Source organism: Embleya sp. NPDC055664 (assembly GCF_053618075.1).
Map to the genome: position 1 here is coordinate 36,671 of NZ_JBSHGZ010000049.1, position 25,203 is coordinate 61,873.

A 25,203-nucleotide genomic window follows, 5' to 3' on the forward strand; every position below is an offset into this window, starting at 1 on the left:
CGCCATGATCACCTTCCTCACCCGTCGGTTGATCTCGGCCGCGGCCCTGCTACTCGTGGTCTCCGCGCTGACCTTCTTCCTGATGGACCTGCTGCCCGACCCGGGCCGCGGCATCCTGGGCGTGTCCGCCACCGACGAGCAACTGGCGGCCAAACGCGTGGAGTTGGGCCTGGACCGGCCGGTCGTGCCGCGCTACCTGGACTGGTTGTGGGCGGCGCTGCGCGGCGACCTGGGCACCTCGTGGACCACCGGTCTGGACGTCGCCGACTCGATCGGCACCAAACTGCCGGTGACACTGTCCCTGACCTTGACCGCGACTTTGGTCTGCGCGCTGTTCGGCATCGCCCTCGGGCTGTTCGCCGCGATCCGGCGCGGGATGGTGGACCGCTCGGTGCACGTGCTCGCCGTGGCCGGCTTCGCGATCCCGGGCCTGTGGGTGGGCATCCTGCTGGTGGCCGTGTTCGCGGTGAAGCTCGACTGGCTGCCCGCCACCGGCTATGTACCGCTCGCCGAATCGCCCGTGGACTGGGCCCGTTCGCTGGTGCTGCCGGTGGCCACGATCGCCGTCTCCGGGATCGCCGCGATCGCCCAGCAGACCCGCAACGCGGTGGCCACGGTCCTGGAGCGGGATTACGTGCGCACCCTGCGCAGCCGCGGACTGCCGCTACGACGCGTGTTGTTGGTCCACGTGCTGCGCAACGCGACCCCGCCCGCGCTGACCGTGGTCGGCCTGCAGTTCATCGGGCTGCTCGGCGGCGCGCTGGTGATCGAGCAGATCTTCGCGCTGCCCGGGCTCGGTTCGCTGGCCATCGGCGCGACCTCGCAGTCGGACGTACCCACCGTGCAGGGGGTCGTCCTGGTGAGCGTGTGCGTCGTGGTCTCCGTCAACCTGGTCGTCGATCTGGCGACCGGCGTGCTCGATCCGAAAGTCGGCATGAGATGAACGACAACCAGACCGCGGCGGTCGCGCCGCCGACCGCCGAGGCCCCGGTGGAGCTCGCGGAACGGGGCAAGCCCGCGCCCGAGTTCGTCCCGGCCGCCGCGCCGCGCCGGCACGGGCCCGCCGGGCGCTTCCTCCGGGACCCGATCGCGGTCGCCGCCTCGGCCGTGCTGCTGCTGGTGATCGTGACCGGCGTATTCGCGGGCCTGTTGAGCGAACACGGGCCCAACAAGGCTGCGTTGGACGCGGTCCTGGCCGACCCGTCCGGCACCCATCCGCTCGGCGGCGACGGCTCCGGCCGGGACGTACTGAGCCGACTGCTGTACGGCAGCCGCACCAGCCTGCTCGCCGGCGCCATCGCCACCGGGGTGGCGCTGCTGATCGGCGTGCCCACCGGGCTCGCGGCCGGCTACGTGGGCGGCTGGTGGGACGCGCTGTCGAGCTGGGTGGCCAACCTGTTCCTGGCCCTGCCCGGCGTGGTGGTCCTGCTCGCGCTCGTCGCGGTGCAGGGGCCCGGCCTGGTCGGCTCGATGGTCGTGCTCGGCGTGCTCACCGCCGCCCCGGTCTTTCGGCTGGTGCGCGGCGAGGTGAAACGGGTGCGCGGGGAGCCGTACGTGGACGCCGCGCGGGTGGCCGGCCTGTCCGACCCGCGGATCATGGGGCGGCACATCCTGCGCGTGGTGCGGGTCCCGATCATCACCCAGGCGTCGCTGATCTTCGGCCTCGCGCTGATCATCGAATCCGGCATCGCCTTCCTCGGCCTGGGCGAGGCGGACCGGGCCAGTTGGGGGGCGATGCTCAACGACGCCTCGGTACACGTGTACGACAACGCGATGTTGTCGGTGTGGCCGGGCGCGGCGATCACCCTCACCGTGCTGGCGGTCACGCTGCTCGGCGCGGGACTTCGGGACGCCTTCGAGGACGCGCCGAAGCCCGCCTCGGCGACGCGGCGCCGGCGGGTGCGGGGGCCGGCTCGCGAGCGGGCGGTGGGCGTCGACACCGGCGCGCTGCTCGTGGTGGACGGCCTGGAGGTCGCCTACCCGGCGCCCGGTGGCGAGGCCGCCGTCGTGGACGCGGTGTCGCTGAGCGTGGATCGGGGCGAAATCCTGGGCCTGGTCGGCGAATCCGGGTGCGGCAAGACGCAAACCGCGCTGGCCGTACTGCGCCTGCTTCCCGCCGGCGGCGAAATCCGGGCCGGACGGGTGGTGTTCGACGGGCGTGACCTCGCGGCGCTGTGCGAGCGGGAGGTGAACGCGCTGCGCGGGCGCCGGATCGGCTACATCCCGCAGGACCCGATGTCCAACCTCGACCCCAGTTTCCGGATCGGCAGCCAACTGGTCGAGCCGCTGCGCGCGCACCTGGGCCTGTCCCGCGACGCCGCCCGCCGCCGGGCCCTGGAACTCCTGGACCGGGTGGGCATCGCCGACCCGGCCCGGGTGTTCGCCGCCTACCCGCACCAGGTCTCCGGCGGCATGGCCCAGCGCATCCTGATCGCGGGCGCCGTCGCCGCCGAACCCGACCTGTTGATCGCGGACGAGCCGACGACGGCGCTCGATGTCACCGTGCAGGCCGAGATCCTGGACCTGTTGCGCTCGCTGCAGCGCGAGCACGGCATGGGGATGATCCTGGTCACCCACGACCTGGGGGTGGTCGCGGACATCTGCGACCGGGTGGCGGTGATGTACGCCGGGGAGATCGTCGAAACCGCGACCTCGGCGGACCTGTTCGCCCGCCCGGCGCACCCGTACTCCGCCGCGCTGCTCGCCGCCATCCCGGACGGCGCCGGCGCCCGGAGCCGACTGCCCACCATCGCGGACCGAGTGCCCTCGGTGCACGACCGGCCGAGCGGCTGCCGATTCGCCCCGCGCTGCGCGTACGCCGCACCCGGTTGCGCGGTCCACCCGGAGCCGACCACCCACCGGGACGGCGCGGTGCGCTGCGTCCGGGTGGAGAACGAGGTGATCGTATGGAACCGGTGAACGCGACGGCCGCCGCGGACCCGGCGCAGCCGCTGCTCGCCGTCGACAAACTGGTGGTGGAGTACCGCACCGTCGGTCGGCGGCGCCCGCCGCTGCGCGTGCTGCACGAGGTGAGCCTGCAGGTGCACGCGCACGAAACCCTCGGCCTGGTCGGCGAGTCCGGCTCCGGCAAGACCACCCTCGGGCGCGCGGTACTCGGCCTCGCGCCGGTGGCGGGCGGCACGATCACCTTCGCCGGCACCCGGATCGACGGCCTGGGCCGCCGGGCGCGGCGCGGGCTGAGCCGGGACATCCAGGTGGTGTTCCAGGACCCGTACGGCTCGCTGAACCCGTCGATGACCATCGGGGACATCCTCACCGAACCGCTCACCGCGCGGCACACGCACACCCGCCGGGCGGCACGCGAGCGCATCGGCGAACTGCTCGACGCGGTCGGTCTCCCGGCGGACACCGCCACCCGCGCGGCCCGCGAACTCTCCGGCGGCCAGCGGCAACGTGTCGCCATCGCCCGCGCGCTCGCGCCCGGGCCGCGCCTGATCATCTGCGACGAGCCGGTGAGCGCACTCGACCTGTCCACCCGGGCACAGGTGATCAACCTGCTCGTCGAACTCCAGCAGGCCACGGGCGTGGCCTACCTGTTCATCGCGCACGACCTGTCGGTGGTCGGCCACGTGAGCGACCGGGTCGCGGTGATGTCGCGCGGCGAGATCATCGAATGCGCGGACGCGGCGCGTGTCACCACCGACCCCGAACACCCGTACACCCGCAACCTGTTGCTGGCCGCCCCGGTGCCAAACCCGGCCCGCCAGGCGGAACGACGCGCGGCCCGGCATCGGTTGGCGGCGCGGGGGGCGCCGGTGGGGTAGGTGGGGGGCGGCGCGGCCGGGCCGGGCGGAGTAAGACACAGGTCGGCCGGTGGGGCGGAAGGGCGCCGGGCCGGCTCGGGTTCGGCCACTGGTGCGGCCTGCCTCGGGACACGGAGCACCCGTTGTCGGGTCGGTCCGGCCGTGGCAGCCCTTTCCGCATGCCGCCGAACCGCCGCCGGCCGCGCCCCGCTCCCGGCGAAGCGGCCCGGGCCGACACGCCCGGTGCGGCCCGGCCCCAGACACGGGTCGGGTTTGCGCGTACGCCGCGCATGCGCCGTCCGGGCCGATCGTGCCGGCCGTGAGCACGTCGGGATACGCCTCCGGGAAGCTCTGCGGATTGCCCGCCTCGGCGCCGCGCGCCCACGTGGACCGCGGTGACGACGGCGCGGGCCGGGCCGTCGGCGGTCACGGCGCACTGTGTGGTGCTCGCGCGCCCGGCGGGTGTGCGGCTGCTCGGGTCGATGCCGAACCCCAATCCGGACGTCGGCCGCGCCGCGATGATCCCGGCCACGAACGGCCGTGCCCGACACGGTCGGCCGGCCCGTCGAGCACCGCCCCGGCGCGGGCCGGCATCCGCCCGTCCACCCTCGCGACCGGGACTCCCTCACCGCGGGCCGGCGCCCCCGCCTGCCGCAGTGCCAACGCCCGCCGGACCCACGGGACTTGCGCCACGACGGTGGACGAGGCCGGGATGCGGCGGCCGGCTCGTACGGTATCGGGCACCGGCGGCGGGCCGACCGGATCGGTCGAGGCGGCGGCCACGCCCGGCCGGCGTGCGCGATCGTCGCGCCGAGCGGGAGCGGGCCGGCCGTACCCGCTCTGGCATCATGGACAAGCGGAACGCTGTTCCGACGGCGGATCCGGCGGGAGAGGGGCGGCAGGGTGAAGGACGGCGTGGAGCGGCCCAAGCGCGTGGACGCGCGGCGCAACGAGGAGATCCTGCTCGATGCCGCCGCCGCGGTTTTCGTGACCTCGGGCGTGGAGGCCCCGGTGCGCGACATCGCGGCCCGGGCCGGGGTCGGCACGGGCACGATCTACCGCCACTTCCCGACCCGGGCGGACCTGATCATCGCGGTGTATCGGCACCAGGTGCAGACCTGCGCCGAGGCCGGACCGGAGCTGCTCGCGACCAGTGCGACCCCGTACGTCGCGCTGGGGCGCTGGATCGACCTGTTCGTCGACTTCCTGGTCACCAAGCACGGCCTCGCGGCCGTGTTGCAGTCGGACAACGCCGGCTTCGAGGCGCTGCTGCACTACTTCCTCGATCGGCTCCTGCCGGTGTGCACCGAACTGCTGGCCGCCGCGGCCGTCGCCGGCGAGATCCGCCCCGACATCGAGGCGTACGACCTGATGCGCGGCGTCGGCAACCTCTGCATCGGCGCCGACAACGACGCCCGCTACGACGCGCGGCGGCTGGCGCAGATCCTGATCGCCGGCCTACGGGTGAAGCCCTAGCCGAGGCCGGCTGTCGGCGGCGGAGCCGCGTTGCGGGGGTTCGGCGCGCTCAGATCTCCAGTACGGCGGCGGCCATCGCGCCGTCGCCGCCCAGGGAGGTGAGCAGGACGCGGGTGCCGCGCGGGCGGTCGGATTCGAGCACCATCCGGGCGGCGATGAGCAGGCCCGTGGCGCGCGGGCGGCCGGTTTCCGGGCCGATGTCGGTGACCTGGTGGTGCTGGAGGCCGAAGTGGCGGCGGAAGGCCCGGTTGATCTCGGCGGACGGGGTGTGCAGCGCGACGTGGTCGATGGTCGACCAGGGGATGCCGGCCTGGCGCAGGGTCTGGGCGACCACGGCCGACACGGCGATCGGGTCGTTCCGCAGCGACTCGCCGTGGTGCTCCCGCCAGGACACGTGGACCCGGTCGACCATGGTGGCCACGGCGGACCGGCCCGGTTCGACCCGGCGGGTGCCGGATCCGGCGCCGACACGAACGGGCGTGCGCTCCCGGGCCGGTATCCGTACCCGCGAGTGACCGGCGCCGGCACGGTGTGGGTCCCGTACGGAGACCGCCAGCAGACGATGGCGGTCCAGCCCCTTCTCCAGGACCAGGGCCGCCGCCGCGGGGTGTTCGTCGTGGGCGGGCGCCAGCACGAGGCCGCGCCGCGCGGCCGGGTCGACCCCGAGGTGCGCGGCGAGCGTGCCGAGCGCGGACAGCGGATGATCGCCGCAGTGCACCGCGTGGTAGGCGTGGATGCGCCCGACGCCGACCCGGTCGAGGACCAGCCGCCCGGACAACGCGATCGGCGCGCCGGCGGCGGCCTCGTCACAGAGCAGGCAGTACTGCCCGTCCAGGTCGCGGCCGCTCAGCCCGCAACGGGCCAACGTGTCGCGTACGGCGGCCTCGTCGAGCAGCAGCGCCGACGTCGGCGCGGCGGCCGAGCAGCTTCCCACGGCGGCGATACCCAAGCCCGTGACCTTCATGGGGTTCTCCTCCCGGCGCGAAATGACGGCCTCAGGTGCCCGACACCACTCGGCATCGGGCACGACCCCCGGGAAACCGTCGACCCCGCCCGGGACACGCATTGAGGAACGTGCCGAGAGCGAGCCCCGAGGGCCGTGCCATGGATCCGACGCTACGTTCCCCAAGCCACCCCACTCCCCGCCTTCACACCCCCCTGACGCCCAAACCACCCCCACCTGACGCCCTCTTGACACACCCACGTACAAACACGCCATGCCCGGTACCCCCGGCAGCGCCCCCACCCGCCACCCGCCCTCGCCCCACCCCCACGAGCCCCCAAGCCCCACGAACCCGCACACCCCACACCTGCGCCTCGCAGCCCCTCACGCCCCCGTCTCGCGAACCCCCCGGCCCGCGCCGCGCGACCCCCCACCCCGCGCCCGCGAACGCTCCCACCCCCGCGAACGCCCCCCTTCCGCATCAAGGACGCGTACGGATTCCGCGTGAACGCATATGCAGGGCGTACGGGTTCGTTCCGGCAACGGTGCAAGTCGTCGGTGCTGCCTAGCGTCGGCGTCATGCGGGGGAGCAACAGCACGGGGAACAGCGGGAATTCGGGTCCGAGACCGAGTGCTCGGCGTGGTCGTGGCGGGTGGATGGCGCTCCGGGGTCGGCCTCGCCGCGACCATCCGGTGGGTGCCGGGGGTGGGCGCGCGAGGCGGTTGACCACGCCCGTCTCGCTGCGGCTCCTCGTCGCCGGCGTGGTCGTGACGCTCGTCGCCTACCTCGGGGTCCTGCTCGCGGCGATCTCCGCCGCCGACGACGGGCTGCGTACGGTCGGCGCCGGCGCCGGTCCGCGCGTCGTGTCCGCGAACGCGCTGCACGGGGCCCTGTCCGGGATGGACGCCGAGTTGGCCAATACCGTCCTGGTCGGCGACGAGCGGGGGCTGGGCTTCGCCCGGGAGCAGGCGGCGGCGAACTACGCGGCCGACCGCAAGGCGCTCGGCGACGCGATCGAGGAGACCGGCGCCGGCATCGAAGGCGACGAGGCCCGGCGTACGCTGGCCGACCTCGTCGACAAGGTCGGGCTGTACGACAACCTGGCCGGGCAGGCGACCCTGCTCGACCGGCAGTCGGACGCCCGCGCCCTGACCGACGCCTCCCCCGCGCTCCCGCTGCTGCGCCAGGCGGCCGACCTGATGCGCGACACCCTGCTGCCGGAGGCCGATCGCCTCTCGGCGGCCAACGCCGGCGCGGTCGAGGCGACCTATCGCGACACCTACGGGCGAGCCCGTGACCTGGGCGGCTGGTTGCTCGCGCTCGGCCCGGGCGCGATCGGCGTCCTGCTCTGTGGGCAGGCGTTCGTGGCCGTGCGCACGCGCCGGGTGGTCAATCCGGGGATGCTGATCGCGACCGTGCTGGCCGTGGCGCTGGTGTGGACGGGTACCGGTGCCACCCTGGCCGCCGCCGAGCACCTGCGTACCGCCAAGAAGGACGCGTTCGACTCGGTCCTCGAACTCACCAGGGCCCGGGCCGTGGCCACGGACGCCAACCGCGACGAGAGCCGATTCCTGCTCGACCGCGCCCGCGCGACGGACGCGGAACGCGCGTTCGAGGCCAAGTCCCGCGAGCTGGCCGGCTTCGACGGGGTGCGACTCGACGGCTACGCCGAGGCGTTGCGGTCGGCGATCACCGGCCTCCCGGGCCTCGCGAAGGGGGCGACCCCGCCGTTCGACGGGCGGTTCGGCCGGGAGTTCCGCAACATCACCTTCGCCGGCGAGCGTGCGGCGGCCGAGGACGCGCTGCGCTGGTACGCCCGATACCAGGACTACGACCGGCAGTTGCGCACCATGGTCGCCCGGGGCGACCTGCGGGGCGCGATCGATTTCGCCACCAGCCACCGGGAGAACAACTCCAACTGGGCCTTCGACCACCTGATCGAGTCGCTGGAGGCGGTCACCGCGATCAACCGCACGCACATGGACGCCGAGGCGAACGCCGGCCGCGACGCGCTCGCCGACCTGGGCCTGATCGCCACGCTCCTGGTCCTGGCCGCGGCCGGGGCGACCTGGGCGGGCGTACGGACGCGCCTGGTCGAATACCGCGCCGGCGAGGCCGCGCCTGCGCGCATCCGGCCGCGCCGACCCACCCACCCGGGCCCGCCGCCCGGTCCGCCCGGGCCCGCCACCCTCGACCGACCCCGACCGGCCCCGGAACCGGTCCCCGCGGCAGCCGTACCGGCCCGGCGCTGAGCCGAACCCCGGCCGCGACGGCCGGGACTCACAACCAGTCGTTGCGGCGGAAGGCGCGGAACATCAGGACACAGGCACCGACCATCACGACCAGCACGCTCGGATAGCCGTACGTCCACTTCAGCTCCGGCATGTGTTCGAAGTTCATCCCGTAGATGCCCACGATCAGCGTCGGGACGGCCAGGATCGCCGCGATGGCGGCGATCTTGCGCATGTCGGTGTTCTGCCGGACCGTCACCCCGGCCAGGCTCGCCGAGAGTATCGAGTCGAGCAGTTCGTCGAACGCCACGAGCCGTTCGCGCACCTGGGCCAGGTGGTCGGCCACATCGCGCAGATAGGCGTCGAAGACCGTGCCGTCCCCCGGCAGCCCCCCGTCGGCCAGCCGCTCCAGCGGCCGGGCCAGCGGCAGTACCGCGCGCTTGAACTCGATCAGCTCGCGTTTGAGCTGGTATATGCGCTCCGCGTCGTTGCTCGGCCGGGGCGAGAACACCTCCTCCTCCAGGCGTTCGAAGTCGTCCTCGACCTTGTCCGCCACCAGCAGGTAGTCGTCCACCACCCGGTCGGTGATCGCGTGCACCACCGCGGCCGGGCCGTGCCCGAGCCGCTCGGGATCGGCCTCCAGGGACTGGCGCAGCTCGACCAGCGGCGGCGCGCTGCCGTGGCGGACCACCACGACGAACTTGTCGCCGGCGAAGACCATGATCTCGCCGGTGTCCACCACCTCGCTGGTCGCGGTCAGCGCGTCGTGCTCGACGTAGACGATGGTCTTGAGCACCAGGAACAGGGTGTCGTCGTAGCGCTCCAGCTTGGGCCGCTGATGCGCCTCGACCGCGTCCTCCACGGCGAGCGGGTGCAGGTGGAAGGCGGCGGCGATCTCGGCCAGATCCTCGGTGAGCGGGGCGTGCAGCCCGATCCACACGAAGCAGTCCTCGCTCGCCTCGGCCGCGTCGAGTGCGTCCTGCAACGGCACCTCACCGGGGCGTCGGACCCCCTTGTCGTAGAGCGCGCAGTCCACCACCACGGGCGCCCGCCGAGCCCCCGCCGCCTCCGCGCCCGCCGGTACCGCGCCGCCGGGCCGAAAGCGCTTCGTCGTCCGCCACGAGCTCATCGTCCTGCTCCCGAATCGAGGATGTCTCGCCCGATCGTAGGCGGCACCACCCCTCTGCGGGGGGCCTACATCGCAGGAATCCCGGCGGTCCGGCTCCCGGCGGGCGGGCCGCGGCGCCGGCCGCGCGGACCCGCCGGCCCGGGGCACGGGCGCCGGCGCGCGCGAGCGGTAGCGTCCTTCGGAATCGACCGAAGGAGCAACCGTTGGACGGCGATGGCGAGTTCCGTGGACCGACCGACCCGGACGATCCCAAGGCGGCGCCGCTCGCGGGAGGCGGGCCGGTGCCGCGCCGCGACGGGTTGTACGTGGACGTCGAGCCGGAAACCGTGATGGGCGATCTCTCGTGCACCCACTACGTCCGCTTCACCGACCCGGATCGGGTCAGCACCGTCACCTGCGTGACCGGTGCCGAGATGATCCCGCTGATCTGTCGCTGGTTCGGGCCCCGGCACGAGGGCAGCAGCCAGGGCACCTACCACCTCGACGGGGCCGCGATCTCGTTCGCGGCGACCGACGGGTCCGGGACGGTGGAGTACGTGGGCCGGCTCGCCGAGGACGCGCTGACCCTGTTCGTGGACACGCACAGCCTGATCAACGACCATCGCTCCCGGCGCGAGCTGCGCTTCGTGCGGGCGGACTTCCCGAACGGATGAACGAACGAGGAGTCGCGGCGGCGCGTGATCGTCGATCCGGGAGCGGGGCCGCCGTCGGGGCGGAGCCGGGCCCCGGGTATTGCTAGATTGGGCGGGCCCCCGCCGCACGTGTCTGCGGCCTCCGCCTATTTTGGGGATCTCGTGCCGCTCAGCACCGACGTGTCCAGTCCGGAAATCGACCTCGCGGCCGTTCGCGAGGAGTACGCGGCCCTCGCGGCCGAGGGACTTCGCCTCGATCTCACCCGGGGCAAGCCCTCGCCGCAACAACTGGACCTGGCGAACGGGCTGCTCTCGCTGCCCGGCGGCGACGACTTCAAGGCCGCCGACGGCACCGACTGCCGCAACTACGGCGGGCTCAACGGCCTGCCCGAGCTGCGGGAGATCTTCGCCGGACTGCTGCAGGTCCCGGCCGCGCAGCTGCTCGCCCTCGGCAACGCCAGCCTGACCCTGATGCACGACGTGATCGCGCACGCGCTGCTGTCCAAGGTGCCCGGCGCCGAGCGTCGCTGGGTGGACGAGCCCGAGGTGCTGTTCCTGTGTCCGGTGCCCGGCTACGACCGGCACTTCGCGCTGTGCGAGCGGTTCGGAATCGGCATGGTCCCGGTCCCGCTCACCGGCGAGGGCCCGGACCTGGCCGCGGTCGAGGCGCTGGTCGCCGCCGACGCGCGGATCAAGGGCATGTGGTGTGTGCCCAAGTACAGCAACCCGAGCGGGGAGAGCTACAGCGACGAGACGGTGCGCCGGCTCGCCGCGATGCCCACCGCCGCGCCGGACTTCCGGCTGTTCTGGGACAACGCCTACGCGGTGCACCACCTGACCGACAAGCCGGTCGAGCTGCTGTCGATCCTGGACGCCTGTGCCGAGGCGGGCAACCCCGACCGCGCGTTCGTCTTCGGCTCGACCTCGAAGATCAGCCACGCCGGCGCCGGGGTGGCCTTCTTCGGCTCCTCCGCGGCGAACACTGCCTGGCTGACAGGGCTGCTGGCCAAGCAGACCATCGGCCCGGACAAGGTCAACCAGCTGCGGCACGTGCGCTTCTTCGGCGACGCCGAGGGCGTGCTCGCGCACATGGAGCTGCACCGCGAGCTGCTGGAGCCGCGCTTCGCCGCGGTGTACGAGGTCCTGGATCGCGAACTGGGCGCGCTCGGCATCGCGAGCTGGACCCGGCCTGAGGGCGGCTACTTCGTCAGCCTGGAGGTGCCGGACGGCTGCGCCGCCGAGGTGGTCCGGCTGGCCAAGGAGGTCGGCGTCGCGCTGACCCCGGCCGGCGCCGCGTTCCCCGAGGGCAACGACCCGCGCGACCACCACATCCGGCTGGCCCCCAGCTACCCGACCGTCGACGAGGTGCACCGCGCGATGCGGGCCGTCGCGGTCTGCGTCAAGCTCGCCGCCGCCGAGGCCGCAGCGAAGTAACGCCACCACACCCGAGAACGACCCGGCCCGCCCCCCGAACCGAACCGGGGGCGGGCCGGGTCGCGTTCTTGCGCCGACCATCCTTTGCCGTAGTACACCCTGTGGCAAGAGTCGACGGGCGATCGCGGGTGGGACGAGCGCCCGGGCTTTCCCGGTGGTGCCCGTGGCCCGGCTGTACGCGCGGGGAATACGCCTGCTACCCGCAGAACGCGGGCGCGGTCCGCCGCCGGCGGGTTCGATCAGCCGATCGGTGGTGCGAGGTATTCCAGCGCGTAACCGTCGCCGGAGGGGGTCACGCGGGCGATGCCGGGTGAGTCGAGGTGGGCGCCGGCCACGAAGTGGTGTGGCCGGCCGAGTTGTTCGAGCAGTGCCGCCCGTGCGGCGCGGGCCTGGGACTGGTCGCCGTCGAACTCCCAGGTCACCTTCGGCCGTTCGAATTGAAGCGTGGGAACGTGCACGGTGTCGCCCCAGGCGAGCAGCCGGCCGGCGCCGCTCCCGACCTCGTAGACGGTGTGACCGGGGGTGTGGCCCGGCGTCGGGATTGCGGTGGTCCAGTCGTTGATCGCGACCTTGTCCGTCACCGGTACGACCCGGTCGCGGATCGGTTCGAGCCGGCCCGTGAACACCGAGACGTCGCCCGCGCCGATCCACACGCGTTCGAGCTTGGGGAACGCCTCCGAACCGTCCGGCGCGATCAGGCCGCTCACGTGGTCCTCGTGTCTGTGGGTGATGGCCACATCGGTGACTCGCGCGCGGTCGATGCCCGCTTCGTCGAACGCGTCGTGGAGCAATCCCATGGTGGGCTCGTGCCAAACGTCGGACGCGCCGGTGTCGACGAGCACCGACCGCGTGCCGTCGGTGAAGAAGAAGGCGTTGACCGACAGCCGCAGGTTGTCGCCGGCCAGCGGTACGGCGGCCGGCAACTCGTCGAGCGTGCACCCGTGCTCGTCGCGGAGCCGGGTCGGCGGCATGTCGATGTACCCGTCTCGCAATGCGACCACCTGCAGATCGCCGAATTCGAACGTGGCATGGTGCCGGCCACTCGAGATCAAACGCATGGAACCCCTCCGTCGTATCGGGCGCACACAGCATGTCTCTGATAGAAGACGATGAATCTTCTATAGAAGAAACCCTACACTGTGGGCAGTGAGGCATCCGTCGATCGAGGAGCACGGTGGTCGAGCAAGACGAGAACGCGGCCGAGCCACGGCACGGTGACGACCTGGCCGGCGCGTTCGGCGGCAATGTGCGGCGACGCCGCGAGGAGGCGGGCCTGACGCTGGAGCAGTTGTCCACGCGGTCGTCGGTGAGCCGGGCGATGTTGTCCAAGGTCGAACGCGGCGAGAAGAGCCCGACGATCGGTGTCGCGTCCAGGATCGCCCACGCGCTCGACGCGTCGCTCTCGGACCTGATCGGTGCGCCGGCTGCCGCCGGGGCCGGGGTGGCCGTTGCCATGCGCAGGAACGATCGCCCCGTTTTCCGTGACCCGGAAACGGGCTTCGAGCGGCACATCGTGTCGGCGGCGCCGGGTGCGGGGCGAGCCGAGATGGTCGTCCATCACCTCCCGGCACAGGTCTCCACGGGGCTGCTGCCGGCGTACCCGCCGGGGACGGAGAAACAACTCGTGGTCCTCGAAGGCACCCTCACCGTCGCGATCGGCGGTATCAACGAAACGCTGGACACAGGCGACTCGCTGTTCTTCCAAGCCGACGCGGACCATGGCTTCGCCAACCGAACGAACGCCCCCTGCGAATACATCATGGTCATCTCCCGCAGAACCTGATCGACACCAGACCCCAGCCCTCCACAGGGCCACACACACCACAAAGCCACCGCCCAAACCCGATCCACCACGCACGCACGCCCACCCCCGCCCGCCGGAGGGCGCCGGACACCACCCACGCTCACGCCGGCCTCCTTCCGGCCACGGCAGCCCCACCCCTCGCCTCCGCGCCCGCACCCGCTCGCCTTCGGGCCTGCACCCGCCCGGCTCTGCACCCGCACCCGCCCGCCGATCCGCCGGCCCGGTGGGTCGCGGATCCGGGGATCGGGAGATCCGCTGGGTCACCCGGTGATATCCACCGGTCGGCCGGGATTCCCGAGATGCTGCCGTGTGCTGTTGCCTCGCCGACGTCTCCGCCCTGCGCAACCCGCTCGGTCGTCTCACCGCGTTCCCTCGCCGCTCCGCGCCGTCGTCGGTTCGCCGCCGGTGCCACCACGCTGCGCCACGCCGTGCGTCACCTCTCCGCGACCGCGACCGCGACCGTGCCCTGCCGGCCTCCGCACTCGACCGCGCCCGCGTCCGCCCGTGCCCGACCGCGCGCCTTCGGGTCCGGCCGTCTCCGGGTACGTGGCTGTACCCGCGTCTGGGCCTCGCCTCGCTCCCGTGTCGGGTTCTTTCGGGGCCGACCGCGCCCGCCGGCCTCCGCATCCGACCGCGCCCGACCGTGCGCCTTCGCGTCCGGCCGTCTCCGGGTGCGTGGCTGTGCCCGCCTTTGGTCTCGTCTCGCTCCCGTGTCGGGTTCTTTCGGCTGGGCTGGTGGGTGGGGTTCTTGGGGTGGGTGGGGTCGTTGACTTGGGTGGCTAACGGTGTTAGCTTCGGGGTGTTCGAGGATGCGTCACGGGGAAGAAGGCGACGGCGATGACCGAGTTCCTGGAGATCGAGGGTGGGCGGCTAGCCTACGATGTGCGCGGCGAGGGGCGGCTGGTGGTGCTTTCGCCCGGCATGGGCAACAATCGGTCGGTCTTTCGGGAGCTTGCGGACATCCTGCTCTCCGCCGGATACCGCGTGGCCTGTGTGGACCTGCGCGGGCACGGCGAGTCGACCGTCGGATGGCCCTCCTACACCCGCACCGACACGGCGAACGATCTACTCGCCCTGATCCGGGAGTTGGGCGGCGGCCCCGCCGTCATCGTCGGACACTCCTTCTCCGGCGGATCGGCCACCATCGCCGCGGCTCGGGCGCCCGAACTGGTCGACGCCATCGTGGAGATCGCCCCGTTCACCCGGGCCCAGAAGGTCGACTTCCGGGCCCTGGGGTCCAACGCCCGCTACCGCAAGGGCATGACCCTGCTGATGGGCGCCGGCATGTTCCGCAACGTCGGGGTGTGGAAGCGCTACCTCGACCACGCCTACCCGGGTACCAAGCCGGCCGACTTCGCCGCCCAAATCGCCACGCTCGACACCGAATTGCGCCGCCCGGGACGGATGGCCGTGGTGGCCAGGATGGGCATGGTCCCGCCCACCGACGCCGGCGCCGAACTGGGCAACATCCAGTGCCCGGCGCTCGTCCTCGAAGGCACCCTCGACCCCGACTGGCCCGACGCCGGCGCCGAGGGCCGGGCCGTCGTCGACGCCATGCCCAAGGGCCTCGCCCGGCTCGAACTCGTCGAGGGCGCGGGCCACTACGCGCACGCCCAGTTCCCCGACCGGGTCGCCGATGCGATCCGTTCCTTCCTGGAGCAGCCGGCCCACGACTGACGTCCGCCCCGATCACGTGTGGGCCGCCGAGCACCGCGCCGGCGGCCCACACGTGCGTCCCGAGCGTCAGCGGTTGCGCAGACGGGTGATCGCCTCGGCCTTGGGGGTGTAGGCCCGGGGGAGGCGCAGGCCCGCCGTCAGGGCGGCCAGCACCTCCTCCTCCGCGCGGTGATACGTCAGCGCGTCCGCCAGCAGGACGTCCGCGTCGGCGGCCGGCAACGCCACCGCACCGCCCTCGTCGAGCAGAATCGGATCGCCCTCCACCAGTGCGGTGTCGCCGATCCGGATCGGGCCGCCGATCTCGGCCACATGTACCGCCCCGCCCGGACCCGCCGTCGCCTCGGACCGGGCCCACAGTCGCAACCCCAGCCGGGCCACCGCCGGCACGTCCCGCACCGCCCCCTCGATCAACGCGCCGACCGCCCCGCGGGCCAGCGCGGCGGTGCTCAGGATCTCGCCCCACACCGCCCCCGGAGCCGCGTCCGCGCCGCCGATCACCACCACCCGGCCGGCCAGGTCCTCCGCGAGCAGCGCATGCAGCGGCTTGAGCCCGTGCGTGCCCGCCCCGGCCGCCAACCGCACCGTACGCGCCGACCCGAGCACAGCGCCCGAACCCCGATGAAACGGCCGCAACGGCGGCGTCAACCACCCCGCCCGACCCCGGAGTTGCAGCACATCGGCAAGCGCGGCGGTGGCGGGCAGCGGCCAGGGTACGACGTCGGTCACGGAGAAGTCCTCTCGGTCAGCAGGAACTTGCGGATCTTGCCCACGGAGGTACGCGGCAACTCCGCCACCCGCTCGAAGCGCACCGGCCGCTTCGCCTTCGCGAGCCGCGCCGCGCACCAGTCGGCCAGGTCGTCGAGCGCGGCCGGCTCGACCCCCGGCGCGGCCACCACGAACGCCACCGGCACCTCGTCGCGCATCTCGTCCGGTACACCCACCACGGCCGCTTCCAGCACCGCCGGATGCTCGGCCAACACCGCCTCGATCTCCACGATCGAGACATTCTCCCCGGCCACCTTGAGCACATCGCCACGCCGGCCGGCGAAGTGGAAGTGGCCGTCCGGGTCCACCCGAGCGCGGTCCCCGGTGACGAACCAGCCGTCCCGGTAGGCGGCGGCGGTGGCGGCCGGATCGTCGAGATACCCGGCGAACAGGCTCACCCCGGGCGCACCGCCGACCACGATCTCCCCGTCGTGCACCGCCACCACGCACCCGGGCGTCGGCCGACCCATCGACCCCGGGATCGGCGCCGCGACGGGATTGCTCAGCACCGCCGGGATGGTCTCGGTCATGCCGTACAACTGGCGCGGCCGACAACCGCCGAGCAGCGTCGCGAAGCGCTCGTACTGCTCGTCCGTCACGTTCTGCGCGTACCAGCAATGCCGCACCCGCAGACCGGCGACCGGCTCCCGCCGCGCCGTCCGGGCCAGGATCATCCGGATCGGCGCGGCGAACAGGCTGACGTGGGTGACCAGATGCCGAGCGGCCTGGGCGACGAAGCGGCTCGCGGAGAAGGTGGGCAACAACACCACGCTCGCCCCCACCGCGATCGCCGCCGCGAAGGAGTAGTACTGCGCGTTCGCGTGGAACATCGGCAGCACAACGAACTGCCGGTCATCAGAGCCAAGTTCGGCAGCAGCTGCCATCACGTCTCCGGCGAAGGCGTAGTTGGCCTGAGTGACCATCACACACTTGGGCGCGGCCGTCGTGCCGGAGGTGAACATCAACCCCGCGAGGTCGTGAGGCCCCGGCGGGGGAGTATCACCGACCACTGCCGGCCGACCCGACAGGACCGCAAGAGCGGTGTCGTCCTCCCCGACCTCGACTACGACCACGGCCGAGTCCGAATCCAGCGCCGCCGCCCGGTAGTCGGCGGCACGCGAGGGCGCGCAGAACCCGAGTCGAGCCCCCGTCCGCCGCAGCTGCGCGGCCAGTTCCGGGGCAGTCGCCGACGGATCGTGGCAGACCATCGCCGCACCGAGCCGGACCAAGGCGAGCCACAACGCCACGTACGCCGGGCAGTTGCGCAGCACGATGCCGACCCGGTCCCCGGGCCGCACGCCACGCGCGGTCAGCCCGCCGGCCACCCGCGCCACGAGAGCGTCGAACTCGCCATAGGTCCAGCGGGTAACCTCCCCGTCCGGCCCCTCCCAGATCAGGAACGGCGCATGCGGCCGACCGGCCACGGTCGCGGACCAGCACGCGGCGAAGGTGGGCGCTTCGGACGCCACATGAACCTCCAAGGCAACAGTCGTACGGACATGAGGACTTCGGCTGACGGCACAAAACTCACGGAACTTCGCCACCGTACGGGTGCGCCGCAACCGAGCGTCGACGCACAATCGGGCGTCGGAGCACAACCGGCCGTCGACGCCCAGCGAAGCGTCGACGCACAACCAGGCGCCGACGCGCGACCGGGCGCCGACGCGCGACCAGGCAGGAGCCGCGCGCCGACGCCCACGCGTCACGCCGAGCCGCCCGCCCCAGCAGCCCCGGCCACCCCCGCCGCCACCGGCGTCCCGTACCCTCCTCCGCCCGGCAGCTCCAGCCGCACCACATCCCCCGGTTGCAGCGTGATCCGGGCCTGCGTGCGCACCGGTTCGCCGTTGACCAGGAAGCGCCCGGTGGCCCCTTCCCCGCCGCCGAAGATCCCGCGCGGGCCGCGCGCGAGCCGGCTGGCGACCGCGTTGAGCACCCACGGCGACGGCGAGTCCACGGTGAACTCGATGGTCTGCCCCATCCCGCCCTCCTGCGCGCCGAGTCCACCCGAACCGCGCCGAAGTTCCTTGCGCAGGAACCGAATAGGTGCCGACGCCTCGACCACCTCCAACGGCACGGCGGACACGCCGGTCGGATACGAGGTGGTGGACAGCCCGGGTTTGCCGGCCCGCGCGCCGACGCCGCCCGCGTAGGTGAACATCGCGGTGATGAACGGCCTGCCTTCCGCGTCGTGTCCGCTGACCTGCATGGTCCACACGGCCGCCGAACCCTCGGCCATCACCGCCTCCGGCAGCGCCTGGGACATCGCGTTCAGCAGCGGCATCGGCAGGAACATGCCCACCACGTGGCGCGCGGTGCACGGCGCCGGCGACACCGCGTTGACGATGCTGCCCACCGGCGCCTCGACCCGGATCGGCGCCAACGAGCCCGCGTTGTTGGGCACATCGGGATTGAGCAGGCTGCGCAGGGTGAACGTCGTATAGGCGTGCGTGTAGTTCTTCACCACGTTGATCCCGAACGGACTCGCCCCGGACGAACCGGCGTAGTCCACCAGGATCTCGCCCGCCTCGGCGTCGATCGTGACCGCCACCTTGATGGTGATCTCCGAGCCGTCCGCCAGGTCCAACACCGACGCGGCCTCGTACGTACCGCCCGGCAGCGCCCGGATCGCTCGCCGGGTGGCCTCCTCGGAGCGGCGGATCACCTCGTTGCCCAGATCCTCGATGTCCGCCAACGCATAGGCGTCGAGCAGTGTCTTCAGCCGCGCCGCGCCCACCTCGCCGGAGGCCATCTGGGCGTGCAGGTCACCGGCCATGTGCGTGGGTTGGCGGACATTTGCCAGGATGAAGTCCCAGACGGGCTCGTTGCGTTCGCCGCCGACCATGAGCTTGCTGATCGGGATCCACAGGCCCTCCTCGAACACGTCCCGCGCGCCCGCGCCGATGCCGTAGCCGCCGACGTCGGTGTGGTGGATGGTGGAGCCGAAGAAGGCGATCACCCGGCCGCCGCGCCAGACCGGCACCAGGACGGTGACGTCCAGCAGTTGCCCGGCGGTCTGATACGGGTCGTTGGTGACCAGTACGTCCCCGGGGGCGAGCGAGTCGACCGGGTGCCGGTCCAGGATGTTGCGACAGGCGATGGCCAGCGAGTTGATGTGCCCGGGGGTACCGGTGACGGCCTGGGCGACCATCCGACCGCGCCGGTCGAACAGCGCGTTGGCCAGGTCGCCGGCCTCGCGCACGATCGGGCTGAACGCGGCCCGCTGGAGTGCCTTGGCCTGCTCGTTGACGGTCGCGACGAGGGAGCCCCACAGGACCTCCAACTCGATCGCGTCGAAGGTGCGAGTCACGCGGATCCCTCCTCGGTGGCAGCGGTGGCAGCGCCGGCGGCGGCAGCAGAAACAGCAGGAGCGGCAGAAACACCGGAAGCAGCGGGAGCGGCAGCCGTCGCCGTGGCCACGATCGACCCGTCCGGCGCGACCTCGCAGGTCCAGCCGTCGGGAATGACCGACGTGGTCTCCCGCTCCTCGACCAGCGCGGGCCCGACGAACCGGTGCCCCGCCCCGAGTTCGGCCCGCCGGTACACCGGGACGTCGACGGCGGGCGCGCCCAACCGGAAGCGCGCGGCGCGATACCGGTTCGGCGTGGGCTCGCCCACGCCGATCGGCACCGTGGGTACCTCGAAGCCCGGCGCGTCCGACCACGCGGCGACCCGCCACGTGACCACCTCGACGCCGACGTCGGGGATCCGCAGCCCGTAGATCTTCTGGTACTCGGTGTGGAACTGCTCGACGGTGTCGGCAAGTGTGGTCGGCCAGGCGTCGCCCTCGCCCACCCACAGGGTGATCTCGTTGCCCTGGCCCTCGTAGCGCGCGTCCAGGCCGTAGCGGTAGCGCACATCGCCCGCCTCCGCCCCGGCGGCGGCCAGTACCCGACGTGCCTCCTGGCGCATGTCCGCGAGCAGCGTGTCCCGGTCGGCGGACACCCCCTCGTCGAGGGTGCGGACCATGCTGCGGGCCAGGTCGATGCGCACCGGGCTGACCAGCGTGCCGAACGCGGACAACACGCTCGCGTTGACCGGGAAGATCACCCGGGGCGCCTCCAGGAGCGTGGCGACTCCGCACGCATGCACCGGTCCCGCGCCGCCGAACGCGATCAGCGAGACGCCGCGCAGGTCGATGCCGCGCTCGACGGCGTGCATCCGCGCGGAGGCGGCCATGTTCTGGTTGATCACCTCGTACACGCCGACCGCGACGTGGTCCGCGTCGGCGCCGGCGCCGAGCCGTTCGGCGAGCGGCGCGAACGCGGCCCGGGCGGCGGGCAGATCGAGCGGCATCTCGCCGCCCAGGAAGTACTGCGGGTCGAGCAGCCCGAGCACCAGGTCCGCGTCGGTGGTGGCGGGTACGGTGCCGCCTCGGGCATAGCCGACCGGGCCCGGATCGGCCCCGGCGGAGTCGGGACCGACCTTGAGCAGGCCGAGTTCGTCCACCCGGGCCAGACTGCCGCCGCCCGCGCCGATCTCCACGAGGTCGACCGAGGGGATCGAACAGGGGTAGCCCGAGCCCTTCTTGAACCGGTAGACCCGGGCCACCTCGAACGCGTTGGTCAACTCCGGCCGATAGTCCTCGATCAGGCAGGACTTGGCGGTGGTGCCACCCATGTCGAAGCAGAACAGCCGTTCCTCGCCCAGCCTTCGGGCATACCAGACACCGGCGAGGGCGCCCGCGGCCGGCCCGGACTCGACCAGTCGGATCGGTACCCGGCGGGCGTCGTCGGCGGAGACCACCCCGCCGTTGGAGAGCATCATCAGCACCGACGCGCCGAAGCCCTCGGCGCTCAACCAGGCCTGCAACTCGGCCAGATAGGGCCCGATCACCGGCATGGTGGCCGCGTTGCACGCGGTGGTGACCATGCGCGGATACTCGCGGATCTGCGGCGTCACCTCGTGCGACGCGCACACCGGCACGGACAGCCGCTTGGCCAACCCCTCGGCGACCGTCCTCTCGTTGGTCGCGTCCGCGTACGAGTTGAGCAGACACACCGCGACCGACTCCACCTCGTGCGCGGCCAACCGCACGGCCAGCGCGTCGAGTTCGGCCTCGCTCGGGGCGGTGCGGACCTCACCGGTGGCGGTGGTGCGCTCGTCGATTTCGAAGACCAGCTCGCGCGGGATCGGCGGGGCCGGGAACTCGATCTGGAGGTCGTACATGTCGTAGCGGTGCTCGTTGCGGATCTCCAGCGTGTCGCCGAAGCCCAGGGTCGTCACCAGCGCTGCCCGGCCGGTCTTGCCCTCGATCAAGGCGTTGGTGATCAGCGTGGTGGCGTGCACGATCGGCCGGGTGATGTCGGCCGGCGTGATGCCGGCCTTGGCCAGCGCCGAGGTCACCCCCGTCCGGACGCCGCCGAGCGGGGCGGCCGGGGTGGTCAGCGTCTTCTCGACCACCACACGGCCGGTGTCGGCATCCAACAGGACCACGTCGGTGAAGGTGCCACCGATGTCCACGGCAAGGCGCCAGTCGGTCATCTCGGGCCTCCTGTTCTTCTCGGGTGTACGGAGAGCTGAATCAACTCGGGTCAACAGCAAGGAGGTTCACTGGATCGCGGGCGGCAGCGCGGTTACCGTCGCCGGGTCGGACACCGGTTCCGCGTCCGTCCGTCCGGCCGTGGCCTCGGCGGCGGCGTCCAGGTGCCACAACCAGTCGGCCGGCAGGTCGTCCACGTGATAGATGGCCTCGACCGGGCAGACCGGTTCGCAGGCGCCGCAGTCCACACATTCCTCGGGGTGGATGTAGAGCATGCGGTCGCCCTCGTGGATGCAGGCGACCGGGCATTCCGCCACGCAGGTACGGTCCTTGACGTCGACGCAGTTCGTGCCGATGACGTAGGTCATCTCGCCTCGCTTCGGGTGGGCGCCGGCACGGTCCAGGTATCGCCGCCGCCGAGCAGGTCGGCCACGCTGCCGGGGCCGCGCTCGGCGCGCACTCGGCGGCCCTGCTCGACCACGGCGCCGTCGTAGGTGGGTCGGCGCACGCTGCGGAACACCCCGATCGGGGTCGGCCCACCCGCCTCCGGCAACCGGGACAGCGCGAACGCGGGGACCGGGTCGCTCATATGCGCGTCGTGCACCACGACCGCGTCGTCCCCGGCCCCCGGCCGCAACCCGCCGCCCGGATCGCGCACCACCGTGCGGGCGCCCGCCGGGCCGTACCGCATCGGCGCCCCGTGTTCGAGCCGCAACACGTGCTCGTCCCGGGTGCCGGGCGCCTTCAACCGCTCGAACGCGCCGTCGTTGAAGATGTTGCAGTTCTGGTAGATCTCCACGAGGGCCGTGCCCTCGTGCGCCGCCGCCGCGCGCAGCACCGAGGTCAGGTGCTTGCGGTCGGAGTCGATCGACCGGGCCACGAACGACGCCTCGGCGCCGATGGCCACCGACAGCGGGTTGAACGGGTGGTCGAGCGAGCCCATCGGGGTGGACTTGGTGATCTTGCCGGTCTCCGAGGTGGGCGAGTACTGACCCTTGGTCAGACCGTAGATCCGGTTGTTGAACAGCAGGATCTTCAGGTTGACGTTGCGGCGCAGCGCGTGGATCAGGTGGTTGCCGCCGATGGACAGCGCGTCGCCGTCACCGGTGACCACCCACACGCTCAGATCCGGACGGGATACGGCCAGGCCGGTGGCGATCGCCGGTGCCCGGCCGTGGATCGAGTGCATGCCGTAGGTGTCCAGGTAGTACGGGAAGCGGCTGGAGCAGCCGATGCCCGAGACGAAGACGATGTTCTCCCGGCGCAGGCCCAGTTCGGGCAGAAAGCCCTGAACGGCGGCCAGGATGGCGTAGTCCCCGCAGCCCGGGCACCAGCGCACCTCCTGGTCACTGCGGAAGTCGCGGGCGGTCGGCGGGGATGCCGGCCGTTCGGCGATGGTGAGCAGGGGCGTGTCAGACATCGGCGGCGACCTTCTCGATCGCGGTGCGCAGTTCGGCCACCTTGAACGGCATGCCGCGCACCTGGGTGAGGGATTCGACGTCGACCGGGTACCGGGCCCGCAGCAGGCCCGCGAGTTGGCCCAGGTTCATCTCCGGGACCAGCACCCGCCGGTAGCGGCCGAGGAGTTCGCCGAGATCGGCCGGGAACGGGTCCAGATGACGCAGCTGGGCCCGGGCCACCGCGCCTCCGGCAGCGCGGACTTCGGTACACGCGGCGGCGATCGGCCCGGCCGTGGAGCCCCAGCCGAGCACCAACACCTCGGCGGCGCCGCCCGGATCGTCCACCACCAGCGGCGGCAGGTCACGCGCGATCCGGTCCACCTTGGCCCGCCGGGTGCGCACCATGTGATCGTGGTTGGCCGCGTCGTAGGAGATCTCCCCGGTGCGGTCGGCCTTCTCCAGACCACCCACCCGGTGCTCCAGGCCGGGCGTACCGGGCACCGCCCAGGGCCGGGCCAGCGTGTCCGGGTCGCGCAGATAGGGCTGGAAGCACGGCGCGCCGTCGGCGTCGACCGCATTGGGCCCGGTTGCGAACGCCGGATCGATCACTGGTAGTTCGTCAACGTTCGGCACCCGCCAGGGCTCGGAGCCGTTGGCCAGGTAGCCGTCGGAGAGCAGCACCACCGGCGTGCGGTAGGTGACCGCGATCCGAACCGCCTCCACGGCGGCGGCGAAACAATCGCCGGGGGAGGAGGCGGCCAACACCGGCACCGGCGACTCGCCGTTGCGCCCGTACAACGCCTGGAGCAGATCGGATTGTTCGGTCTTGGTGGGCAGCCCGGTCGAGGGCCCACCGCGCTGTACGTCCACGACCACCAGTGGGAGTTCGAGCGAGACCGCGAGCCCGATCGTCTCCGACTTCAGCGCCAGCCCCGGCCCGGACGTGGTGGTCACCCCGAGCGAGCCACCGAACGCCGCACCGAGCGCCGCCCCGATCCCGGCGATCTCGTCCTCGGCCTGGAACGTGGTCACCCCGAAATGCCGCTGCCGGCTCAGTTCGTGCAGGATGTCCGAGGCCGGCGTGATCGGGTACGACCCGAGAAAGAGCGGCAGTCCGGCCCGATCGGCGGCGGCGATCAACCCGTAGGCGAGCGCACGATTGCCGGTGATGGTGCGATACCGACCCGGCGCCCGAGGCGCGGACGCAACCCGATACCCACCGCCGAACGACTCGGTGGTCTCCCCGAAGTTCCAACCCGCGGTGAACGCCGCCACGTTGGCCGCCGCCAACTCCGGCCGCCGAGCGAACTTCTCCCGCAAAAACGCCACGGTCGCCTCGGTCGGCCGGTGATACATCCACGACAGCAGCCCCAACGCGAACATGTTTCTACCCCGCTCGGCATCCCGCCGGGGCAGATCAAAGGACCGCAACGCGCCGACGGTCAGCCCGGTCAACGCCACCGCATGCACCCGATAGCCGGCCAACGACCCATCGACAAGCGGGTCGACCCCCGCCGGATATCCGGCCTTGACCAGATTCCGCGCGGTGAACTCATCGGTATCCACAATGACGTCCGCCCCACGCGGCAGCCCATCCAGGTTGGCTCGCAAAGCAGCCGGATTCATCGCCACCAATACATCGGCGGCGTCCCCAGGAGTGCTGACCGAATGATCCGCAAACTGAATCTGAAACGCCGAAACCCCAGGCAACGTCCCACCCGGCGCCCGAATCTCCGCAGGAAAATCCGGAAACGTGGACACGTCATTCCCAAAAAGCGTGCTCTGCGCGGTGAACCGATCCCCCACAAGCTGCATCCCGTCCCCGGAATCCCCGGCAAACCGAACGACCACCCGAGACACGGAGGTAACCCGCTGAAACATAATCGCAACTCCCGATCCACTTCAGCCCGTCCAACGTTCGAGTCCAACCACCCGGCAGCACCCATCCCAGACTCAGCCCCAGGCAATTCGGCCCATCCGCCGTTCGAGGACATCCGAGCCGCAGGCCGGCCCGACGACACCGGTCCCGAGTCGGGCTCTGGGCGGGGCCGCCCGACCCACTTCAGCCCGTCCGGCGTTCGAGGACAGCCAGGCCGCAGGCCGGCCCCGCAGCACGGGGCCTGAGCCCAGCCCCTGGAAGGGGCCGACGGACCCCCCTCAGCCCGTCCGGCGTTCGAGACAAGCGGGCTGCAGGCCGGCCCGGGGGCATCGGGCCCGTGCTCGGTCCCGGGCGGGGCCGCCCGAGCCATTCCAGCCCGTCCGGCGTTTGAGGACAGCCGGGCCGCAGGCCGGCCCTACGGCACCGGTCCCGAGTCGGGCTCTGGGCGGGGCCGACGGACCCACTTCAGCCCGTCCGGCGTTTGAGGACAAGCAGGCTGCAGGCCGGCCCGGGGGCATCGGGCCCGTGCTCGGTCCCGGGCGGGGCCGCCCGAGCCATTCCAGCCCGTCCGGCGTTTGAGGACAGCCGG

General features: G+C 72.3%; 19 protein-coding genes. 9 read left to right on the plus strand and 10 right to left on the minus strand.

Annotated elements, in window-relative coordinates; all coding sequences use genetic code 11:
- Nucleotides 1-4: 4 nt before the first annotated feature.
- The 4 genes from ACWGR4_RS43760 to ACWGR4_RS43775 all read left to right on the plus strand — a co-directional run bounded on the left by ACWGR4_RS43760 (nt 5) and on the right by ACWGR4_RS43775 (nt 5,240).
- Nucleotides 5-943 (plus strand): ABC transporter permease, encoded by a 939-nt coding sequence (locus ACWGR4_RS43760; protein ID WP_452132879.1) that lies wholly within the window; start codon nt 5-7, stop codon nt 941-943.
- The gene (locus tag ACWGR4_RS43765; RefSeq protein WP_452132878.1) at nt 940-2,919 is read left to right on the plus strand and encodes a dipeptide/oligopeptide/nickel ABC transporter permease/ATP-binding protein; all 1,980 of its coding nucleotides are present in this window, start codon (nt 940-942) and stop codon (nt 2,917-2,919) included. Before ACWGR4_RS43760 ends, ACWGR4_RS43765 begins: the two co-directional genes overlap by 4 nt.
- A complete protein-coding gene (locus tag ACWGR4_RS43770; RefSeq protein ID WP_452132877.1) occupies nt 2,907-3,785 on the plus strand; it encodes an ATP-binding cassette domain-containing protein in 879 nt (292 codons plus the stop codon). Before ACWGR4_RS43765 ends, ACWGR4_RS43770 begins: the two co-directional genes overlap by 13 nt.
- Nucleotides 3,786-4,667: 882 nt before the next feature.
- Nucleotides 4,668-5,240, plus strand: coding sequence for a TetR/AcrR family transcriptional regulator (locus tag ACWGR4_RS43775; RefSeq protein ID WP_380011867.1), 573 nt, complete (start codon nt 4,668-4,670; stop codon nt 5,238-5,240).
- 49 nt (nt 5,241-5,289) lie between these two features.
- Here ACWGR4_RS43775 and ACWGR4_RS43780 read toward each other — a convergent pair whose 3' ends face one another.
- Nucleotides 5,290-6,204, minus strand: coding sequence for a 3-oxoacyl-[acyl-carrier-protein] synthase III C-terminal domain-containing protein (locus ACWGR4_RS43780; RefSeq protein ID WP_452132876.1), 915 nt, complete (start codon nt 6,202-6,204; stop codon nt 5,290-5,292).
- A 702-nt stretch (nt 6,205-6,906) separates the two neighbouring features.
- Between ACWGR4_RS43780 and ACWGR4_RS43785 the strand changes: the two genes are divergently transcribed.
- Complete coding sequence (locus tag ACWGR4_RS43785) at nt 6,907-8,436, plus strand: hypothetical protein (RefSeq protein WP_452132875.1); 1,530 nt, start codon at nt 6,907-6,909, stop codon at nt 8,434-8,436.
- Between the two features lie 28 nt (nt 8,437-8,464).
- Here the strand turns inward: ACWGR4_RS43785 and ACWGR4_RS43790 are convergent, their stop codons facing one another.
- Nucleotides 8,465-9,544: a magnesium and cobalt transport protein CorA gene (locus tag ACWGR4_RS43790; RefSeq protein ID WP_452132874.1), complete on the minus strand. Its 1,080-nt coding sequence runs from the start codon at nt 9,542-9,544 to the stop codon at nt 8,465-8,467.
- Nucleotides 9,545-9,747: 203 nt separating this feature from the next.
- On the opposite strand from ACWGR4_RS43790, the gene ACWGR4_RS43795 reads away from it, so the two are divergent.
- Both ACWGR4_RS43795 and ACWGR4_RS43800 read left to right on the plus strand, forming a co-directional pair.
- On the plus strand, nt 9,748-10,197 hold the full coding sequence (locus ACWGR4_RS43795) for a hypothetical protein (RefSeq protein ID WP_452132873.1): 450 nt from the start codon (nt 9,748-9,750) through the stop codon (nt 10,195-10,197).
- Between the two features lie 141 nt (nt 10,198-10,338).
- On the plus strand, nt 10,339-11,610 hold the full coding sequence (locus ACWGR4_RS43800; RefSeq protein ID WP_380011852.1) for an aminotransferase class I/II-fold pyridoxal phosphate-dependent enzyme: 1,272 nt from the start codon (nt 10,339-10,341) through the stop codon (nt 11,608-11,610).
- 239 nt (nt 11,611-11,849) lie between these two features.
- Here ACWGR4_RS43800 and ACWGR4_RS43805 read toward each other — a convergent pair whose 3' ends face one another.
- Nucleotides 11,850-12,668, minus strand: coding sequence for an MBL fold metallo-hydrolase (locus ACWGR4_RS43805; RefSeq protein WP_452133143.1), 819 nt, complete (start codon nt 12,666-12,668; stop codon nt 11,850-11,852).
- Nucleotides 12,669-12,784: 116 nt separating this feature from the next.
- Between ACWGR4_RS43805 and ACWGR4_RS43810 the strand changes: the two genes are divergently transcribed.
- Together ACWGR4_RS43810 and ACWGR4_RS43815 are read left to right on the plus strand one after the other, a co-directional pair.
- Nucleotides 12,785-13,393, plus strand: coding sequence for a helix-turn-helix domain-containing protein (locus tag ACWGR4_RS43810; RefSeq protein WP_380011846.1), 609 nt, complete (start codon nt 12,785-12,787; stop codon nt 13,391-13,393).
- An 858-nt stretch (nt 13,394-14,251) separates the two neighbouring features.
- Nucleotides 14,252-15,091 carry an alpha/beta fold hydrolase gene (locus tag ACWGR4_RS43815; RefSeq protein WP_380011843.1) on the plus strand — a complete coding sequence of 280 codons (840 nt, stop codon included), beginning with the start codon at nt 14,252-14,254 and terminating at the stop codon, nt 15,089-15,091.
- A gap of 66 nt (nt 15,092-15,157) precedes the next feature.
- Here the strand turns inward: ACWGR4_RS43815 and ACWGR4_RS43820 are convergent, their stop codons facing one another.
- From ACWGR4_RS43820 to ACWGR4_RS43850, 7 genes are all read right to left on the minus strand, one after another.
- Nucleotides 15,158-15,817, minus strand: coding sequence for an RraA family protein (locus tag ACWGR4_RS43820; RefSeq protein ID WP_452133144.1), 660 nt, complete (start codon nt 15,815-15,817; stop codon nt 15,158-15,160).
- Nucleotides 15,814-17,325, minus strand: coding sequence for a class I adenylate-forming enzyme family protein (locus ACWGR4_RS43825; protein ID WP_452133145.1), 1,512 nt, complete (start codon nt 17,323-17,325; stop codon nt 15,814-15,816). The genes ACWGR4_RS43820 and ACWGR4_RS43825 overlap by 4 nt, the downstream gene beginning before the upstream one ends.
- A gap of 233 nt (nt 17,326-17,558) precedes the next feature.
- Nucleotides 17,559-19,163, minus strand: a complete 1,605-nt coding sequence (locus ACWGR4_RS43830; RefSeq protein WP_452133146.1) for a hydantoinase B/oxoprolinase family protein — start codon at nt 19,161-19,163, stop codon at nt 17,559-17,561.
- Nucleotides 19,160-21,337, minus strand: coding sequence for a hydantoinase/oxoprolinase family protein (locus tag ACWGR4_RS43835; RefSeq protein ID WP_452133147.1), 2,178 nt, complete (start codon nt 21,335-21,337; stop codon nt 19,160-19,162). Before ACWGR4_RS43835 ends, ACWGR4_RS43830 begins: the two co-directional genes overlap by 4 nt.
- A 66-nt stretch (nt 21,338-21,403) precedes the next feature.
- Entirely contained in the window at nt 21,404-21,703 is a 300-nt protein-coding gene (gene fdxA, locus ACWGR4_RS43840) for a ferredoxin (protein WP_380011828.1), read from the minus strand.
- The gene (locus ACWGR4_RS43845; RefSeq protein ID WP_452133148.1) at nt 21,700-22,755 is read right to left on the minus strand and encodes a 2-oxoacid:ferredoxin oxidoreductase subunit beta; all 1,056 of its coding nucleotides are present in this window, start codon (nt 22,753-22,755) and stop codon (nt 21,700-21,702) included. Before ACWGR4_RS43845 ends, fdxA begins: the two co-directional genes overlap by 4 nt.
- A complete protein-coding gene (locus ACWGR4_RS43850; protein ID WP_452133149.1) occupies nt 22,748-24,616 on the minus strand; it encodes a 2-oxoacid:acceptor oxidoreductase subunit alpha in 1,869 nt (622 codons plus the stop codon). Before ACWGR4_RS43850 ends, ACWGR4_RS43845 begins: the two co-directional genes overlap by 8 nt.
- Nucleotides 24,617-25,203: the final 587 nt, after the last annotated feature.